A 17,421-nucleotide genomic window follows, 5' to 3' on the forward strand; every position below is an offset into this window, starting at 1 on the left:
GGCCGGGCCGGGCCGGGCCGGGCCGGGCCGGGCCGGGCCGGGCCGGGGCCAGCCGATTGGGCCTCAGGCCAGGGGGGCGACCGTCCGGCGCGAGTACCGGACGATCTGCCGGCGGATCCGCTGATCACCGCGACGCTCCAGCGCAGTGCGCACCCGCGGGGACACCGCCGCGGCCCCGTGGCTTGCGAGGTTCATCGGGATCAGGAGAGCCGGATACCAGGGCAGCGTCGGCCGCTGACCGAGCTCGCGCATGCCGGCGACGCCGTTGAGATAGGTGGCGGTGCTCTTGTGTCTGGCCACGTCCAGCCCACGACGGACGCGAGGGAACCGCGGGAAGTCGGTCAGCCCGTAGGACTCGAGAAGCGATGTGGCGAGCACCGCGGAATTGGCATCGGGCGGCGGCGAGGTGCGCAGGAAGTGGTACATGTCGCGCAGGCCCCGCCGCGGGCGGTCGTGGAGAAAGTCCTCGTCGACACCCATGACGTGGCCCATCCAGCGCCACAGATGCATGACGGCCCGGGCGTCCGAGGGCGAGTGCGGGATCCCCAGCACGAGCGTGCCCAGCAGGAAGGTCGCCGAGAACAACCCGTTGGTCGCGGCCATGTCCGCCTGGTTGATGGGCAGCCCCTTGGCCTCCACATCCCAGCCCTTGGCGAGCATCGCCCGGTTGACCCGCGCGTGCATGAGCCGCACGTGCACGGTCGTCTCCCAGCCCGGGCTACCCGGGCGCCAGCCGTCGGGTACCGCGACCGCGTGCCACCAGGCCATGGTCTCCGCGACCCGGGTGGCGGTCCCCTCCCCGGTGAGCCGGCCTGTCGAGGCGAGGACCTCCGTCGTTGCCGCCGGCCGGTAGCCGCCGAGAAGCGCCAGATCCCCGAGCACGTCCTGCCCGGTCAGCCCGGCGCGCAGGCACACCCGGGCACCCCGGGCGGCGAGGTCGGGGTCCAGCCAGGCGGGGATGTGGGCGACCGACCGGACGAACTCGGCGACCTCAGCCGGCTCCCCGGCGGGACCTGGCTCACCCGCTACGCAGGCGTCCACTGCTTCGCGGACGTTCGCCATGGAGGTGTCGCCCCGGCTGATCGCGTCCAGGAGATCGTCGGCCACCGGGTCGCCGGACATGAGCGCCCGCGAGATCCGCTCCCGCTCGGCGGGCGTGGGACCGGAACGCACGTCCGCGAACGGCCGCAGCAGGAGTGCGGCCCTACGCCCCCACCGTTCGTCGGCGGCGAAGCGGGTCGGCGCCCCGATCGGCCGGGCGGGGGCGGCGCCGACGGTCATGCGACGACCCCTCCGCTCGGGCTGCCGTCCGGCCCGTGGGCGACCGGGCAGCCGGCCACCCGGTCGCGGGGTTGGATGGGACAGGCCCCCAGGTCGGCGGGCCGGTACCCGACCGGATACCCCGGGTAGGTCTTGTTCTCGGTCCCGCGGGAGCCGAGTTCGCGGCGACGGACCGGCAGCCAGCGCACCACCTTCGACCGAGCCCGCAGCGCCGCATAGGCGGCCGCTCGGAACACCGGAGGCTGCCGAGGGAAGCCGAAGGCGCGGGTCATGTCGTCGTCGATCAGCGAGACCACCGCCCTGCGGACCACCGGCCGAACCGCCTCGGGATACCACGAGCACATGAGGTCCAGCGTGTAGGTGCCGATCAGCTCATTGGTGCGGTCGTAGCGCATGGTGCGGGCCTCGTAGTCGTCCCGCCAGCGCCGGAACTCGCCGATGTCCCCGGGGATGCCGGTGATCTTCATCCGCTCGCCGACCGCGCGGTAGAAGTGGAACGCCGCCAGTCGCTCGTTGGGGTGCAGGCGCCGCCAGCCGTTCGCGTCGATCCACTCGAGCGGTTCGTAGATGAACGTCGACAGCACGTACAGCATGTCGTCGTTGGTGATGTCGTACCGCGCGTGCTGGCGGTTGATCACCCGCAGCGCCTCCTTGCCGCGCGGCGAGTCGTAACCGTGCTCCACCAGTTCGACCATGAGCAGCGCGGTGTCGTCGTACCGCTTCTGCGGGTGGTCGCGGAACTGCCCGGCCGCCTCCAGGACCGCCGACACCGACGGGATGCAATAGGTGCGGTACAGCGCCAGCTCCAGCGCCCGTTGGTAGTCCCACGGGAACTCGTAGGAGGAGGTGATCCGGTGGATCTCCGCGGCATCGGCCACCGGGTCGAGGGTCGCGATGAGGTCCCGCCAGTACCAGCGGCCGGGCCGCCGCGGGACCCCGGCCGTGAGCGGGTGCTCCACGGCGGCATCCGCGACCAGCTCGGCCGGGATCGACCCGAAGACCCCGGGGACCGTGCGCTGCCCGGCGGCTGCGGGCCTCGTCGTCGTCTTCTCCGGGGTCTCCCCCGACGCTGTGCTCCTGGACGCGGTGGCGGTCATCTCAGCTCACAGCTTTCCCTGCACATTGGCCAGCATCCACTTGACCACCTTGATGTCCCGTGGCTTGCGGGTCATGGTCATGAGGTTGAGAGGGGCCGCGAACTTCTGTGCGGTGATGGCCTTGGGGCGCGCGAACTCGCGCAGCCCGTCGGCGCCGTGGATCCGGCCGAAGCCCGAATCGCCCGAGCCGCCGAACGGCAGCGAGGGGATGCCGGCGAAGGCGAGGAACGAGTTGACCGACACCATGCCCACGTCGAGCGTGCCGGCCAGGGCCAGTCCCCGCTTGCGGTCGCCGGTGAAGATCGCACCGCCGAGACCGTAGCTGCTGGCGTTGGCCTTCTCGACGGCCTCCTCCAGGTCCACGACCGAGTTGATGACCACGGTGGGGCCGAACGTCTCCTCCGTGACCGCCGTGGAATCCTCCGGGACGTCGACCAGCACGACCGGCTCGACCAGCCGGTCCCCGACCGACTCCTCGCCGCCGAGGACGGCCTTGCCGCCCCGGGCCAGCGCGTCCTTGACGTGCCGGCGGACGATGTCCACCTGCGCCGGCAAGGTCATGGGCCCGTAGCTGGAGGTCACGGAGGTGCCCGGCGTCAGCGCCCGGACCTTGGCCGTGAACTTGTGGACGAACGCGTCCCGGACGTCCTGGTGGACGTAGATCCGCTCGACGCCCGCGCAGGTCTGCCCGGCGTTGCCCATGGCACCGAAGACCGCCTGGTCCACCGCCGAATCCAGGTCGGCGTCGGAGTCCACGAGGAACGCGTCCTTGCCGCCGCCCTCGATGACGACGGGGGTCAGCGTCTCCGCGCAGGCGGCCATGACCTTGCGAGCCGTCGCGGGCGACCCGGTAAACGCCAGTTTGTTCACTCCCGCCTTGCACAGCGCGTTGCCGGTCGCGCCGTCGCCGGTGATGGTCTGGAAGAGCGGCTGCGAGGCGCCGAGCGAGTCCCACACCTCGGCCAACCAGACCCCGACGCCGGGCGTGAGCTCACTGGGCTTGAACACCACCGCGTTGCCGGCGGCCATGGCGTAGGAGAGGGTGCCCATCGGGGTGAAGGCGGGATAGTTCCAGGGACCGATCGCGCCGACGACGCCGTAGGGCTGGTACTCGACGTAGGCCGCCTGGTTGCTCATCAGCAGGCCGGCGGAGACGGCGCGGCGACGCAGCACCTTGTCGGCGTTCTTGGCCGCCCACTCCAGGTGGCTCACGGTGAGCAGGACCTCGAGGGTCGCGTCCTCGTCCGGCTTACCGGTCTCCGCGGAGATGAGCGAGGCCAGTTCCTCCGCGCGGGAGGAGATGGCGCGCTTGTACTCGAGCAGCCACTGCTTCCGGCCGCGCGGCCCCTGCGCGGCCCACCAGCGGGCGGCGGCGCGGGCACGTTCGACGGCGAGCGCCACCTCCTCGGGTCCGGCGATCGGGTACTCCGCGAGGACGGTGCCGTCGCGCGGGTCCAGGCTCGCGAAGGTGGGTCCGGTCTTGTGGGGTTCGGTCGTCGTCATCTGAGGTCCTCTCGTTTTAGATCACATATATCTGATGTACCGTAGCGTGATACGGAACACAGTAGTCCACACTGCCCGCTCCCGACACCCACGCACAGAAACCCGAGGCCAGACGTGTTCGACATCCTCACCGAAGAGCAGCGAGACTTCGCGAAATCCATCGACGATTTCTGCGCCCGCGAAGTCGGCGGCGTCGAGAAGCGGCGTGAGCTCACCACGGAGGGCGGCACGCATTCGCCTGAGATCTACGCCAAGATGGCCGAGCTCGGCTGGCTGGGGCTGACCGTCCCCGAGGAGTACGGCGGGTCCGCCGCCGGAGCCGTCGAGCTCTGCCTGCTGCTCGAGCACTCCCTGCGCGGCCTCGCCCCCATCGGCGGCATCGGCCCCACCCTCATCACCGCGGCGGCGTACCAGAAGTTCGGCACCGAGGAACAGCGCAGGCGCGCCCTCGACCTGGTGGTCAACGGCGGCACGCTGTCCATCTCCATGTCCGAGCCCGGCGCCGGATCCGACGTCGCGGCGCTGCGCTGCAAAGCCGAGCGCGTGGGCGACGACTGGGTGATCAACGGCCAGAAGACCTGGTGCTCCAACGCCCACTTCGCCGACCGCATCCTCCTGGTGGCCCGCACCGACTCCTCGGGCAAGAAGCACGAGGGCATCACCATGTTCGATGTGCCCGCCGACATCGAGGGACTGCAGATCACCGGCATCGAGACCATGGGCGGCAAGGAGGTCAACGACCTGTACTTCACCGACGTGCGCCTGCCCGCGGACTCGGTGATCGGCGAGGTCGGGGGCGGCTGGAAGCAGCTCATGACCGGCCTCAACACCGAGCGCCTCATCCTGGCCGCCATGCAGCTCGGCGTGGCCCAGCGCGCCTTTGACGACTGCCTGACCTTCATCAAGGAACGCGAGCAGTTCGGCCGACCCGTCGGTACCTTCCAGGTCATCCGCCACCGCATGGCCGACCTGGCCACCGAGATCGAGGCCACCCGCCTGCTGGTCTACGCCGTGGCCAAGAAGGTCGACGAGTCCGACCCCGCGGCACTGTTCCCGCGTGAGGCCTCCATGGCCAAGCTCAAGGCCTCCGAGCTGAGCAAGCGCGTCACCCTGGAGTGCATGCAGTCCATGGGCGGCTACGGCTACGCCACCGAGTACGGAATGGAGCGCCTGGTTCGCCAGGCCGTGGTGTCGACCATCTACGGCGGCACCAACGAGGTCCAGCGCGACATCATCGGGAAGACCTACGGGTTGTGAGCGCCGCCGAGCTCGCCGAGCTCCGCGCGCTCGACGCGGTGCCGCCGGAGCGGGTGTCCGCGCTCTGGGATTCACTGACGCCGGCGCGGGTCGACGACGTCGCCGGCAGTCGCTGGCGGGGAACCGGACTGGACACCGGGCACCCGATGTTCGCGATGCTCGGCCAGATGCGCTGGTGGGGCAAGGATCTGTCCGATCCCCGGAAGGTGGACCCGATCCTCGTCACCGACGACTCGGGGGCGGTCGTGCCGGACACCTCCGCGACCGGCGGGGGCGGGGCATCGCTGTGGGAGGTCTCGTTCCGCGGCCGCCCGTGCGCGTCCATGGTCTACGACCGGCTGCCGGTGATCGACCACTTCGTCGTCGTCGACACCGGCGGTGACGGTCGCCCCACCACCCTCCTGGCGGTGATGAACGGCCGCGGCACGGTCCACGAGGGCCAGCATTTCTGGTTTGTCCTCGAGCGCGAGCGCTGACCTGGCCCGCCGTCCACGCCGCTCCCGAAGCTGGCGGACATCTGAGGCGAGAAATGTCGACTTTCACGCACCAGATGTCCGCCAGACGGGGTGGGGTTGCGGGTGCGGGGAACGCCTTCAGGCCCCACACTGGGCGGATGACTTCGACCCCTGAGCGCCCGGTCCGCATCGCCGTCCAACTCCAGCCGCAGCACTCCCCCGACTACGGCCTGATCCGCGACGCCGTCCGCCGATCCGAGGACGCGGGCGTGGACATCGTCTTCAACTGGGATCACTTCTTCCCGCTCTACGGCGATCCCGACGGCGCCCACTTCGAGTGCTGGACCATGCTCGCCGCCTGGGCCGAGCAGACCGAGCGCGTGGAGATCGGCGCCCTGGTCACCTGCAACACCTACCGCAATCCCGAGCTGCTGGCGGACATGGCCCGCACCGTGGACCACATCTCGGGCGGCCGCCTGATCCTGGGCCTGGGCAGCGGCTGGTTCGAGCGCGACTACACCGAGTACGGCTACGACTTCGGCACCAAGGGCTCCCGGCTGGACGAACTCGGGACGTCGCTCGAGCGCATCGAACAGCGCTTTGCCAAGCTCACCCCGGCGCCGACGCGGGACATCCCCGTGCTCCTCGGCGGCGGCGGCGAGAAGAAGACCCTCAAGCACGTGGCCCGGCACGCCGACATCTGGCACTCGTTCGTGGACGTGGAGACCTATCGCCACAAGTCCTCGGTGCTCGCGCGGCACTGTGCGGACATCGGGCGCGACCCCGGCGAGATCGAGCGCTCCACCGAGGTCGGCGGCGCCTCCTCCCCCGACGACGCGCGTCGGATGGCGGAGGAGCTGCACGCCGAGGGCGTCACGCTGTTCACCGTCGGCCTCAACGGACCCGACTACCCGCTCGACCTGGTCGAGTCGCTGGTGGCCTGGCGCGACGGGCGCTGACCTCGGGCCGGCCGGCCGGGCTCAGCTGCGGTTCACCGCGCGATCGGCGCGGCGCCAGACGCGGAAGGTGTACCAGGACGCCGCGAGCATCAGCACCAACACCAACGAGGCCAGCATCGACGGCCGGCCGACCGCGATCAGCCCCACCGCGTTGATCAGCGCGAGCACGGTGAAGAACCCCACGAACCCGCCCAAGACCTCCAACCGCTGCCGGGTGCCCAGCGCGTCGCCACCGCTCAGTGCCACGACGGGTCAGCTCTTGAGGCCGCCGGCGGTGAGGCCGGAGACGATGCGTCGCTGGAAGATCAGCACCATGACCACCAGCGGGACCGTGACGAGCGCGCCCGCGGCCATGATCGCCGCGTACGGCGGGGTGTAGGGGTTGACGCCGGCGAAGCGCGCGATCGCCACCGTCACCGGCTCGGTCGCGGAGGTGGAGAGCTGCTGGGAGAGCAGGAATTCGTTCCAGGTGATGATGAACGCCAGGATCGCCGTGGTGAACAGCGCCGGCGCGGCGAGCGGCAGGATGATCTTGATGAACGCCTGCCCGCGGGTGGCGCCGTCCACGCGCGCGGCCTCCTCCAGCTCCCACGGCAGGTCGTTGAAGAAGGAGGTCAGCGTGTAGATGGTCAGCGGTAGCGCGAACGAGATGTTCGGGATGATGAGCGCCTGGTAGGTGCCGATCCAGCCGATGTCGGTGAACAGCTGGAACAGCGGGGTCACCAGCGCGACGCCGGGGAACATGGACGCCGCCAGGATGATGCCCGTGACCAGGAACTTGCCGCGGAAGTCCACGCGGGCGAGCGCGTAGGCCGTGAACACGCCGAAGATCAGGGCGACCGCCGTGGTGACCGCGCCGATGATCAGCGAGTTGACGATCGCGCCCAGGAAATCGTTGCCGGTCGACGTGGACAGCGCCTCGCTGAAGTTGTCCAGGGTGAGGTTGGACGGTAGCGGGTTGGCCGAGAACGCGAACCGGTTGTCGCGGAACGCCGTGACGAGCATCCAGTAGAACGGCGCCAGTCCCCAGATCAGGATGAGCACCGCCCCGAGGTAGGTGCCGATCGTGCGGCCGAGGGGCTTGCGGGGCGCGCGGAGGTCGTCGTTGTTGGTGGGATCGTGCGCGCCCGATCTCGACGACGACGAGGTGTTCGGCGACGCGGCGGTCGGCGACTCTGCGGACGAGCCGGTCGGTTCAGGCACTCGGTGAGTCACCGGATCTCCTCTTTCTTGCCGGTGCGGTCCTCGACGACGTTGGCGCCGAGGAACTTCACCATGACAAACGCGACGGCGAAGATCAGCAGGAACACCAGCGTCGAGATCGCGGAGGCGCTGTTGAAGTTGCCCATCCTCATCTCGTTGACCACCAGCATCGACACCGTCGCCGTGGGCGAGTTGGAGTTGGCCGACACCAGGATCACGGGCAGGTCGTACATGCGCAGCGCGTCGAGCGTACGGAATAGTATCGCCACCATGAGGGCGGGCCGGACCAGCGGGAGGGTGATCCTGGTGAGCTGCTGCCAGCGGGTCGCCCCGTCGACCCGGGCCGCCTCGTAGACGTCACCCGGGATCATCTGCAGCCCCGCGAGGATGAGCAGCGCCATGAACGGCGCGGTCTTCCAGGTGTCCGCGACGATGATCGCGATACGGGCGTAGAACGGGTCGGTGGTCCAGGCGATGTCGGCCCCGAGCAGCTTGTTGGCGATCCCCTGGTCGGCGAAGATGAACGCCCACAGCTTGGCGGTCACCGCGGTGGGGATCGCCCACGGGACCAGCACGGCAGCGCGCAGGAGCGAGCGGCCCCAGATGCTCTTGCCCATGACCACGGCCATCGCGAAGCCGAGCAGGGTCTCGAGCGAGACCGTGGTGACGGTGAAGAGCGCGGTGTTGCCCATGGCGGGCCAGAAGTCGGTTGCCGAGACGCCCGGAGGGCAGGTGACGGTGCCGTCGCCGCCCGGTGCGGGGCACGCCTGCGTGAGCCAGTAGAGGTAGTGCTGGATTCCGGCGAACCCGCCGGCGGAGAACATGCCCGTGGCGGGGTCCAGTCCGCGGTCCGCCATGAACGACAGGTAGAGCGCGCGGACGATCGGGTAGCCGATCACCACCGCGAGGATGACGAGCGCGGGGCCCACCATCCAGATCGGCCGCCAGTCGAACCTCTTCTGGACCAATGGGGCCGGGGACTTCTCGATCGTCGTCATCGCTGCAGCTCCTCGCCGATTCTCGCCCACCCGGGCCACGGCCGCCGATGGGCCCCGGGGATGCCACCCGGGGCCCATCGGCGCTGTGTCAGAAACCTACCGTGTCAAAAACTACAGGTCCGGAGACTGGTGTCACTGAGCCTGTTGGATCGCGGCGCTCATGTCGGAGAGGGCCTGCTCGACACTCTTCTGGTCCTTCAGCGCGGCGAACGTGTTGTCCTGGATCGCCTTGGAGACCGCCGGGTAGAACGGCGTGACCGGGCGCGGCTCCGCGTTCTCGAGGGCCGCCTTGAGGGCCGTCATGTACGGGAACTCCTGCTGGAGCGCCTCATCGTCGTAGATCGAGGACAGGACCGGCGGGAACGACTCCTGTGCGAAGCCCATCTGGACGTCCTCGGAGATGACGAACTCGAGGAACGCCTTGACGGTGGCCTTGTTCTCGGAGAACACGTTGATCGCGTTGTTGTACCCGCCGAGCGTGGACTTGCCCGGCCCGTCAGGACCGACGATCGGGGCGACGTTGAACTTGCCCTGGACCGTCGAGGTGGGATCGGTCTGTCCCGACTCGTACATGTACGGCCAGTTGTAGGCGTACATGGTGCGTCCACCGAGGAAGGACTGCGCGGTCTCCTCCTCCGTGAAGCCGTCCGACTTCATGGCCACCACGTCGCTCTTGTACGCGTCGACCAGTGCGGCGAGACCGGCGTTGGCCTCCGGGGTGTCGAGAGTGGGGGTCTTGCCGTCGGCGTCGACGACCTGGCCGCCCCAGCTGTTGATGAACTGGGTGGCGGCCACGCTCAGACCCTCGTACTGCTTGAGCTGCAGGTTCAGGCAATCGATCGCGGCCTCGGCGGCGGCGCCACAGGACTCGACCAGGGCGCCCCAGTTGGCGGGGGCCTCCGGCTGGAGGTCCGTGCGGTAGTAGAGGAGCTGCGCGTTGGTGTTCTGCGGCACGGCGTAGAGCTTGCCGTTGTAGGTGGCCGAGTCGACGGCGGCCTCGATCAGCCCGCTGGTGTCCACCTCGGTCTCACCCTCGATGGGCTGCAGCCAGTTGTTGGCGGCGAAGTACGCGGTGTCGGTGACGTCGAGCGCGAACGCGTCGTACTCGCCGCTCTCGGTCTGGAGGGACTGGACCAGCGTGTCGCGCTGGGCGTCGGCCTCGCCGGCGAGCTCGTGGAGGGTCACCACCTGGTCGGGGTTCTCCGCGTTCCACTGCTCGATCACCGGGCGGAGCTTGTCGGTGTCGTTCTTGCCCATCGCGAAGGTGATCGGGCCGACGCCGGAGGTACCACCCTCCGCCTGCCCGCTGTCCTCTCCGGAGGAACAACCCGCGGATACCACCGCGAGGATGGACGCGGCCGCCGCCGCCTTGAGGAACCTGCCGTGAACGGCCATGCGCTCTCTCCTACTGTTGTGTCTCGCTGTCGTGTCTCGACTCCCACCGGCGTGGACCGGTGGTCAGTGATTCCGGGCCAGTTGTGACGCAGGTCTCACTGAAGACCTGCTGAGCGTAACCCACGTCAGGGTCGTGGCGCCGGACCACCTGCGGTCGCATCGCCGGAACCCCTCACTCCCGCCCGCCCAGACCGGCGAGAGATAGGTCACATGGGACACAGTAGCAACAACAGATGTTGTGTCCGGTCCGGCACGCCCGCTACCGCAGCCGGAGCCCGTATTCCGTGTCGAAGAAGCGCACCTCACCGTCGAGCGCCGCCAGGTGCATGGCCTCGCCCTTGCGCGGGTGATCGCTGGACTCCGCGCGGTAGACCACCGGGTGCCCGTCGTCGGTGGAGCAGTGCAGGTAGCTGTCGGCTCCCAGCTCCTCGACGAGGTCCACGGTCACCCGGAGACCGCGCCCGTCCGTGGCGAGCCGGAGGTGTTCCGGGCGCACACCCACGGTGACCCTCGACCCGGCCCCGGACGGAACGGTCTCCCGGAAGCCCTCGAGGTCCACCCTGCCGTCGGCGACGGGCGCCTCGAACAGGTTCATCGAGGGCGAGCCGATGAAACCGGCGACGAAGGCGTTGACCGGGTTGTTGTAGAGCTCGCGAGGCGTGTCGACCTGCTGCAGGCTCCCGTCCTTGAGTACGGCGACCCGGTCGCCCATGGTCATGGCCTCCACCTGGTCGTGCGTCACGTAGATCATGGTGGTGCGCAGGTCACGTTGCAGCTTGGCGATCTGGGCACGGGTGGCCACGCGGAGCTTGGCGTCCAGGTTGGACAGCGGCTCGTCCATGAGGAAGACCTGCGGGTTCCGGACGATCGCCCGGCCCATGGCCACGCGCTGCCGCTGGCCGCCGGAGAGTTCCTTGGGCTTGCGGTCGAGGAACTCCGACAGGTCGAGCATCGCGGCCGCGTGGTCCACCCGCTCGGCGATCTCCGTCTTGGACGCCTTGGCCAGCTTGAGGGCGAAGCCCATGTTCTCGCGGACGGTGTAGTGCGGGTACAGCGCGTAGTTCTGGAACACCATCGCGATGTCCCGGTCCTTGGGCTCGGTGCCGGTGACGTCGGAGTCGCCGATCAGGATGCGCCCGGCCGCCACGTCCTCGAGCCCCGCGAGAGCGCGGAGCGTCGTGGACTTGCCGCAGCCCGACGGCCCGACCAGGACCAGGAACTCGCCGTCGGCGATCTCCAGGTCGAGTCGGTCCACGCTCCGGCGCGCCGCGCCGGGGTAGATGATGGACACGTTCTCAAAGGTCACGGCAGCCATGGAGAGATCTTTCCCTTCACCGGCAGGAACGTGCCGGACGATCCGAGATAGAGGGACAACACGACGACTGTAGCGTGCGGGGATCGGTGTTCACCGGCCGTTGTCCGTACCTCGCCCTGCGTTCCTCTTCTCCCGGCATCACCCGGGAGGAGGACGCCGTCACCGTCGAGAAACCCGTCTCACTGGCCGGATGGCGGACTCGCCGCTCACGGGGCCGGGCGAAGCGGCCGGGCGAAGCGGCCGGGCGAAGCGGCCGGGCGAAGCGGCCGGGCGAAGCGGCCGGGCGAGGTGACGGGGCGCCGACCCGGGATCAGACCCGGGTCGGCGACCCCGCGTACACCAGTCCGCGCTCCGCGCACGCCGCGATGGAGGCCGCCACGCCCTCCGGGTCGTCCGACATCGGCACGTGACCGTCGGCGGTGATCTCCACGCGGGCCTGCGGGAATAGTCGCGCGGCGGCCTTGGCCTGCCGCACCGGGAGCACGAGGTCGAACCGGCCCCACCGGATGGTGATCGGTAGCTCCTCGTCCACCGGCGCGGAGAAGAGGAAGGTTCCGCGGTCCGCGCGGTCGAGCACCGTGTTGCTCACGATCGCCGCACTGTCGATCGCGGCCGCCTCGGCCGGGTAGCGCCACGGACGGGCGCAGAACACCGCCATCATCACCGCGCGGCCCGCCGCCCTCTCCGACACCACCGGGAGGTGACGGCCGAGCGAGCCGGCCGCCCGGCGGAGCCCGCTGAACACGGTCATGGTGTAGCGCCACTCGGCGTGCGACCGGAAGAACCCGGCGGGAGAGAGCGCCGTGACGCTGCTCGCCAGCCCGCGGGCCCCCAGCTCCAGCGCGAGAAAGCCGCCCAGTGAGTTGCCCGCGACGTGCGGTCGCTCGCCGTCCGGGACGACCGCCGAGATGAGGTCGACGAGCTCGCCGGTCATGTGCTCGAGCACGTCCCCGGCGTCGGGGAGCATCGCCGATTCCCCGTGCCCGGGCAGGTCCACCACCACCACGCGGAACCGGTCCGCGAGGAGTGGCACGATCGCGTCCCAGGCGTGGGCGCGGTGACAGACGCCGTGGATGAGGATGACGGTCGGTCCCGAACCGGTGATGCGGTGATGCAGAGCCATGCGCCCAGTGTTCACCACAGCCCGAGAGGACGCCCCACGCACGGAAGAGAATGTGCTTATATTTTCATCACGCAGCCGTGGGGGGCACGTGCGTGCGTCAGGGGGCAACACATGGAAACAACGACAACCAAGAACCGACACGGACTGGCGACGGAGTTCCGTCCCATCCTTCTGAGGCTGGACCTGCTGGTCCGGCGACAGAACACGCAGTACGCGCTGAGCCGCGCGCAGACCTCGATCCTCTACACACTGGCGTGTCACGGCCGGCTGCGTATGAGTGACCTGGCCCGGATGGAGAACGTCCGGGTGCCCACCACCAGCAACTCGGTGAACGTCATCGAGAGCATGGGATACGTGGAGCGCCGGCCCGACGAGGTCGACCGCCGCGGCGTCTGCGTGAGCCTCACCGACCTCGGCCGAACGCGGATCGACCAGGTGCTCGAGGCCCGTGATCATGACTTCGCCGAACACCTGTCGCGGCTGACCCCCGAACACCGGGAGATGCTCTCGGCCGCGGTCCCCGCGCTCAACGCGCTGCTGGACGCGTTCGACCAACCGGACGACCCGCGCTGAGCCGAGCTGTCATCACCGGGCCGCGCACGGGCCGTCTAGCCTGGGCGGACATGAGCACACTCGTCATCACCGGCGCCTCCCGCGGAATCGGAGCGGCCACGGCCCGGGCCCTGGACACCGGCCATGACCTGGTCCTGGTGGGCCGGGACACCGATGCGCTGGCCGCCGTCGCGCGGTCCTGCCGGTCCGCCCGTGTGGTGACCGCCGATCTGACGACGGTCGACGGGGTGGCGCGGGTCGCCGACGGCGTCACCGCTCTCGACGGGCTGGTCCACTGTGCCGGGGTCGCCGATCTCGGCCGGGTCGACGAGTCCGACCCCGCACAGTGGCGCCGCGCGTTCGAGGTGAACGTGCTCGCCGTCGTCGAGCTCACCCGGGCCCTGCTCCCGGCGCTGCGCGCGGCCCGGGGCCACCTCGTCGTCGTCAACTCGGGCGCCGGAAACACCGCCAAGCCCGGCTGGGGCTCCTACAGCGCCTCCAAGTTCGCGCTCCGCGCCGTCACGGACACGATCCGCGGCGAGGAACCCGCACTGCGCGTCACCTCGATCCACCCCGGCCGGGTGGATTCCGACATGCAGCGCGCGATCGTCGCCAGCGAGGGCCGGGCCTACGATCCGTCGTCGTACCTCACCCCCGATTCGGTGGCCGCGGCGATCCGGCACGCCCTCGAATCCGCCCCGGACGCCCATCCCACCGAGGTCGTCCTCAGGCCCCGCCCACACTGACACCTGACAGGTTCGGGCGGCTCCCTGATCCGGTGTCCCGGGGTGGTCAGGTGTCGTAACCTCAGCACCACTATGGCCAGCCCCGGTTCCCCCCTGCGCATCACCGTGATCGGTGCCGGCGTGGTCGGCTGTTACCTGGGCGGCCGGCTCGCCCGCCACGCCGACGTGACCCTCGTCGGGCGTCCCCACGTTCTGGATCCGATCCGCGCGGTCGGCCTCACCGTGGAGTCGGGCGACGGCGACCGCCTCCAGGTGCCGGCAGACGCGCTCACGCTGGCCTGGTCCCCGGAGTCCGTCCGCCGCTCGGACGTGGTCCTCGTGTGCACCAAGGCGGGCTCGACCGCAGCGGCCACCGCCGAGTTCGACCCGTACCTGCAGCCGGGCACCCTGGTGGTGGGCCTGCAGAGCGGCCTCCACTCGGCCGACCTGATCCGCGATCGCGTGGACGTGGCGCCCGTCATCGCCGGGGTGATCCCCTTCAACGTGGTCCGGACCGGACCCGCCACCTACCGCCGGACCAGCACCGGCGAGATCCGGATCGCCGAGCATCCCCTGGCCGCCCCGCTCATCGAGGTGATGCGGGAGGCCGGCTTCCCGATCCGGGCGACCGACGACATCCAGGCCGTGCTCCACGGCAAGGTCCTGCTGAACCTTAACAACGCCGTCCAGGCGCTGTCCGGGCTCCCACTGCGCGCCGAGCTGCTCGACCACGACCTGCGGCGCTGCGTCGCGCTCTGCCAGGTCGAGGCCAACCGGGTCTTCACCGCCGCCGGAGTCGTCCCACGGGTCCCCCTCGCGGTCCCGGCCGGGCTGCTCCCGACCGTCATGCGGCTACCCACACCGGTTTTCCGAAAGCTGGCCAGGACGGTGGTGCGGGTCGACGCCGACGGGACCTCGTCGATGAACGACGACCTGGTCCGCGGCCGCCCCACCGAGATCGCCGTCCTCCAGGGCAAGGTGGTCAAGATGGCCCGGCAGCTCGGACTGGAGGCGCCGGCCTGCGAGCGCGTGGTGGAACTGGTCCACGATGCCGAGCGCGATGGCGACGACCGGCAGCGGTGGACCGGGGAGGCGCTGCTCGCGGAACTCACGGGTGCACGGCGCCGTGCGCGGATGGTGGCGCGGCGGCAGCCCTGACCGGGCTCGCCCGGGCGACCCGGCCCGGTCGTCCTACCGCGATGGTCAGTGACTCAGTCGTCGTAGCCCAGGGAGAACGCCGCTTCCAGGTCGTGCTTGGACAGCGCCCGGAACGCGATGTGCGTCTCGGTGTTCACCACTCCCGGCACCTTGTTGAGCTGGTCGGAGACGATGTCGGCCACCTCCTCGTTGCGGCGGGCCCGCACCAGCACGATGAGGTCGATGGTCCCGGTGACCGAGTACACCTCGGAGACGCCGCTGATCTCGGCGATCGCCTCGGCGACCTCGGGGATGCGCGCCGTCTCGGCGTGGACGAAGACGATGGCGGTGATCATGGCCCCAGGTTAGTCCAGCCGCCCGGGCGGGGTCAGCGCATGTTCTCCGGGGTCCAGTAGGCGCGCATCGAGGCGACCTTGCCCTGCTCGTCGTGGGTCATGAGGTCCCAGACGTCGATAGTGGCCTTGGAGTCGGCGTCGAAGTGCGTGGTGATCTCGAAGTGGAACAGCAGGTCGTTGCCGCACACTCGGGCCTCGAGCACCTCGGCGTCGATCTTCATCGCGACGATGGTCGAGTAGAACTCGCGGATCGCGGCTCTGCCCTCGTGGACGGTGCCGCCGCCGACGGGGTCCTCCACCGTGGCGTTCTCGGCGTAGAGGTCCGAGATCGCCTCCAGGTCACCGGCGATCAGCCCGGCGACGTAGGAATCTGCGGTGGCACGGATCTGCTCCGGGGAGGCACTCACGGCGGGGCCCTTTCGGTATGACGTTAAGACGTCTCGAGTCGGAATGATGTCAAGACGTCTCGAGCGTAGAACGTGTTCTTGTTCTGCGGGCGCGTACTGCGCAGACAGGCCGCGCCCCTTGTGACTTGCGTCACTTCTGTTACGCGCTTACGCTCCCCTCACCACCTGCAGGACGTCCGACCGGCCCGGGAGCGGGGAACGCCATGTCCACACAGAACACCTCGGCCAGAAGTCCCGAGGAAGAGAGTTTCAACACCGGCCGGGTGGTGATCATCTCCATGGTCGCCGCGCTCGGCGGTTTCCTCTTCGGCTTCGACACCGCGGTGATCAACGGGGCCGTCGACGCCGTCCAGGAGTCGTTCGGGATGAACCCCGGGCTGACCGGGTTCGCCGTCTCCTCGGCGCTGCTCGGCTGCATCGCCGGCGCCTATCTCGCCGGCCGCCTGGCCGACAAATGGGGCCGCACCCGCGTGATGATCCTCGCGTCGGTGCTGTTCACCGCCAGCGCCATCGGGTCCGGGCTCGCGTTCGGCCCCTGGGATCTCATCGTCTGGCGCATCGTGGGCGGGCTCGGGGTGGGCGCCGCCTCGGTCATCGCGCCGGCGTACATCGCCGAGGTCGCCCCACCCGCGATCCGCGGGCGCCTGGGATCACTCCAGCAACTGGCGATCGTCTCCGGCATCTTCGTGGCGCTGCTGTCCGACGCGTGGCTGGCCGGGGTGGCCGGCGGCGCGATCGAGGAGCTGTGGCTGGGTGCCGAGGCCTGGCGTTGGATGTTCTGGGCGGAGGTGATCCCCGCCGTGACCTACGGGGTACTCGCGCTGACCATCCCCGAGTCACCGCGTTACCTGGTGGGCAAGGGGTTGATCGACCGGGCCCGCGAGGTCCTCCGGTCCATCCAGGAGGGCGGGATCGACAACCGGATCAGGGAGATCCACGCGACGGTCCGCGACGACAGGAAGCGGTCCTGGCGCGACCTGCTCACGCCGTCCGGCACCAACCTGCTGCCCATCGTGTGGATCGGCGTCGTCCTGTCGGTCTTCCAGCAGGCCGTGGGTATCAACGTGATCTTCTACTATTCCACCACCTTGTGGCAGTCGGTCGGCTTCACCGAGGAGGACGCACTCACCCAGACCGTCATCACCTCCGTGACCAACATCGCGGTGACGATCGTGGCGATCGCGCTCATCGACAAGATCGGCCGCCGCAAGTTGCTCATCACCGGATCCGTGGGCATGACGATCTCGCTGGCCGTGATGTCCGTGATGTTCAGTACGAGCACCATGGGACCGGGCCCGGACGGCGAGCTCGCCCCTCAGCTCGGCGACACCCAGGGACTGATCGCGCTCATCGCCGCGAACGGGTTCGTCGTGTTCTTCGGCATGTCCTGGGGCCCGGCGGTGTGGGTGCTGCTCGGCGAGATGTTCAACAACCGCATCCGCTCCGCGGCGCTGGGCCTCGCGGCGGCCGCCCAGTGGCTGGCGAACTTCGTCGTCTCCACGGCGTTCCCGCCGATGGCGGAGTTCAGCCTGACCTTCACCTACGGCTTCTACGCGGTGTCGGCGCTGCTCTCACTGCTGTTCGTGGCCAAGTTCATCCCGGAGACCACCGGCCGCACGCTGGAGGACATGTAGGAGCTCTCCGATGAGAGGATTTCG

Annotated in this window: 18 protein-coding genes; 7 read left to right on the top strand and 11 right to left on the bottom strand. The window is 69.6% G+C overall.

All coding sequences use genetic code 11. The features are described from left to right. Window positions 1-63: 63 nt before the first annotated feature. From R4P08_RS02075 to R4P08_RS02085, 3 genes are read right to left on the bottom strand one after another with little or no spacing between them, the layout of a single operon-like run. Window positions 64-1,281, bottom strand: a complete 1,218-nt coding sequence (locus R4P08_RS02075; RefSeq protein WP_317812085.1) for an oxygenase MpaB family protein — start codon at window positions 1,279-1,281, stop codon at window positions 64-66. Then, entirely contained in the window at window positions 1,278-2,378 is a 1,101-nt protein-coding gene (locus R4P08_RS02080) for an oxygenase MpaB family protein (RefSeq protein WP_317812086.1), read from the bottom strand. Before R4P08_RS02080 ends, R4P08_RS02075 begins: the two co-directional genes overlap by 4 nt. 6 nt (window positions 2,379-2,384) lie before the next feature. Further along, on the bottom strand, window positions 2,385-3,881 hold the full coding sequence (locus R4P08_RS02085) for an aldehyde dehydrogenase family protein (protein ID WP_317812087.1): 1,497 nt from the start codon (window positions 3,879-3,881) through the stop codon (window positions 2,385-2,387). A gap of 114 nt (window positions 3,882-3,995) precedes the next feature. Here R4P08_RS02085 and R4P08_RS02090 point away from each other — a divergent pair, with 114 nt between their 5' ends. The 3 genes from R4P08_RS02090 to R4P08_RS02100 all read left to right on the top strand — a co-directional run bounded on the left by R4P08_RS02090 (window position 3,996) and on the right by R4P08_RS02100 (window position 6,552). Continuing rightward, the gene (locus R4P08_RS02090; RefSeq protein ID WP_317812088.1) at window positions 3,996-5,138 is read left to right on the top strand and encodes an acyl-CoA dehydrogenase family protein; all 1,143 of its coding nucleotides are present in this window, start codon (window positions 3,996-3,998) and stop codon (window positions 5,136-5,138) included. After that, the gene (locus tag R4P08_RS02095; protein ID WP_317812089.1) at window positions 5,135-5,614 is read left to right on the top strand and encodes a GXWXG domain-containing protein; all 480 of its coding nucleotides are present in this window, start codon (window positions 5,135-5,137) and stop codon (window positions 5,612-5,614) included. The genes R4P08_RS02090 and R4P08_RS02095 overlap by 4 nt, the downstream gene beginning before the upstream one ends. Before the next feature lie 137 nt (window positions 5,615-5,751). Then, complete coding sequence (locus R4P08_RS02100; RefSeq protein ID WP_317812090.1) at window positions 5,752-6,552, top strand: LLM class F420-dependent oxidoreductase; 801 nt, start codon at window positions 5,752-5,754, stop codon at window positions 6,550-6,552. A 21-nt stretch (window positions 6,553-6,573) separates the two neighbouring features. On the opposite strand, the gene R4P08_RS02105 is transcribed toward R4P08_RS02100, so the two are convergent. From R4P08_RS02105 to R4P08_RS02130, 6 genes are all read right to left on the bottom strand, one after another. Further along, window positions 6,574-6,798 carry a hypothetical protein gene (locus R4P08_RS02105; protein WP_317812091.1) on the bottom strand — a complete coding sequence of 75 codons (225 nt, stop codon included), beginning with the start codon at window positions 6,796-6,798 and terminating at the stop codon, window positions 6,574-6,576. 6 nt (window positions 6,799-6,804) lie between these two features. Beyond that, window positions 6,805-7,617: a carbohydrate ABC transporter permease gene (locus R4P08_RS02110; protein ID WP_317812248.1), complete on the bottom strand. Its 813-nt coding sequence runs from the start codon at window positions 7,615-7,617 to the stop codon at window positions 6,805-6,807. A gap of 146 nt (window positions 7,618-7,763) precedes the next feature. Then, on the bottom strand, window positions 7,764-8,753 hold the full coding sequence (locus R4P08_RS02115) for a sugar ABC transporter permease (protein WP_317812092.1): 990 nt from the start codon (window positions 8,751-8,753) through the stop codon (window positions 7,764-7,766). Window positions 8,754-8,885: 132 nt separating this feature from the next. Then, a complete protein-coding gene (locus R4P08_RS02120; RefSeq protein WP_317812093.1) occupies window positions 8,886-10,148 on the bottom strand; it encodes an ABC transporter substrate-binding protein in 1,263 nt (420 codons plus the stop codon). Window positions 10,149-10,407: 259 nt separating this feature from the next. Next, entirely contained in the window at window positions 10,408-11,463 is a 1,056-nt protein-coding gene (locus tag R4P08_RS02125; protein WP_317812094.1) for a sn-glycerol-3-phosphate ABC transporter ATP-binding protein UgpC, read from the bottom strand. 310 nt (window positions 11,464-11,773) lie between these two features. Beyond that, window positions 11,774-12,586: an alpha/beta hydrolase gene (locus R4P08_RS02130; RefSeq protein ID WP_317812095.1), complete on the bottom strand. Its 813-nt coding sequence runs from the start codon at window positions 12,584-12,586 to the stop codon at window positions 11,774-11,776. A 111-nt stretch (window positions 12,587-12,697) separates the two neighbouring features. On the opposite strand from R4P08_RS02130, the gene R4P08_RS02135 reads away from it, so the two are divergent. The 3 genes from R4P08_RS02135 to R4P08_RS02145 all read left to right on the top strand — a co-directional run bounded on the left by R4P08_RS02135 (window position 12,698) and on the right by R4P08_RS02145 (window position 15,021). After that, window positions 12,698-13,159, top strand: coding sequence for a MarR family transcriptional regulator (locus tag R4P08_RS02135; protein ID WP_317812096.1), 462 nt, complete (start codon window positions 12,698-12,700; stop codon window positions 13,157-13,159). A 50-nt stretch (window positions 13,160-13,209) separates the two neighbouring features. After that, window positions 13,210-13,884: an SDR family oxidoreductase gene (locus R4P08_RS02140; RefSeq protein WP_317812097.1), complete on the top strand. Its 675-nt coding sequence runs from the start codon at window positions 13,210-13,212 to the stop codon at window positions 13,882-13,884. 72 nt (window positions 13,885-13,956) lie between these two features. Beyond that, the gene (locus R4P08_RS02145) at window positions 13,957-15,021 is read left to right on the top strand and encodes a 2-dehydropantoate 2-reductase (protein WP_317812098.1); all 1,065 of its coding nucleotides are present in this window, start codon (window positions 13,957-13,959) and stop codon (window positions 15,019-15,021) included. Between the two features lie 53 nt (window positions 15,022-15,074). Here the strand turns inward: R4P08_RS02145 and R4P08_RS02150 are convergent, their stop codons facing one another. Continuing rightward, the gene (locus R4P08_RS02150; RefSeq protein WP_317812099.1) at window positions 15,075-15,356 is read right to left on the bottom strand and encodes an Lrp/AsnC ligand binding domain-containing protein; all 282 of its coding nucleotides are present in this window, start codon (window positions 15,354-15,356) and stop codon (window positions 15,075-15,077) included. A 32-nt stretch (window positions 15,357-15,388) separates the two neighbouring features. Beyond that, window positions 15,389-15,763: a nuclear transport factor 2 family protein gene (locus tag R4P08_RS02155; RefSeq protein WP_317812100.1), complete on the bottom strand. Its 375-nt coding sequence runs from the start codon at window positions 15,761-15,763 to the stop codon at window positions 15,389-15,391. Between the two features lie 203 nt (window positions 15,764-15,966). On the opposite strand from R4P08_RS02155, the gene R4P08_RS02160 reads away from it, so the two are divergent. Beyond that, window positions 15,967-17,397 carry a sugar porter family MFS transporter gene (locus tag R4P08_RS02160; RefSeq protein ID WP_317812101.1) on the top strand — a complete coding sequence of 477 codons (1,431 nt, stop codon included), beginning with the start codon at window positions 15,967-15,969 and terminating at the stop codon, window positions 17,395-17,397. Window positions 17,398-17,421 lie beyond the last annotated feature (24 nt).

This window comes from Rhodococcus sp. IEGM 1408 (assembly GCF_033142235.1).
In the GTDB taxonomy this organism is placed as follows: domain Bacteria; phylum Actinomycetota; class Actinomycetes; order Mycobacteriales; family Mycobacteriaceae; genus Dietzia.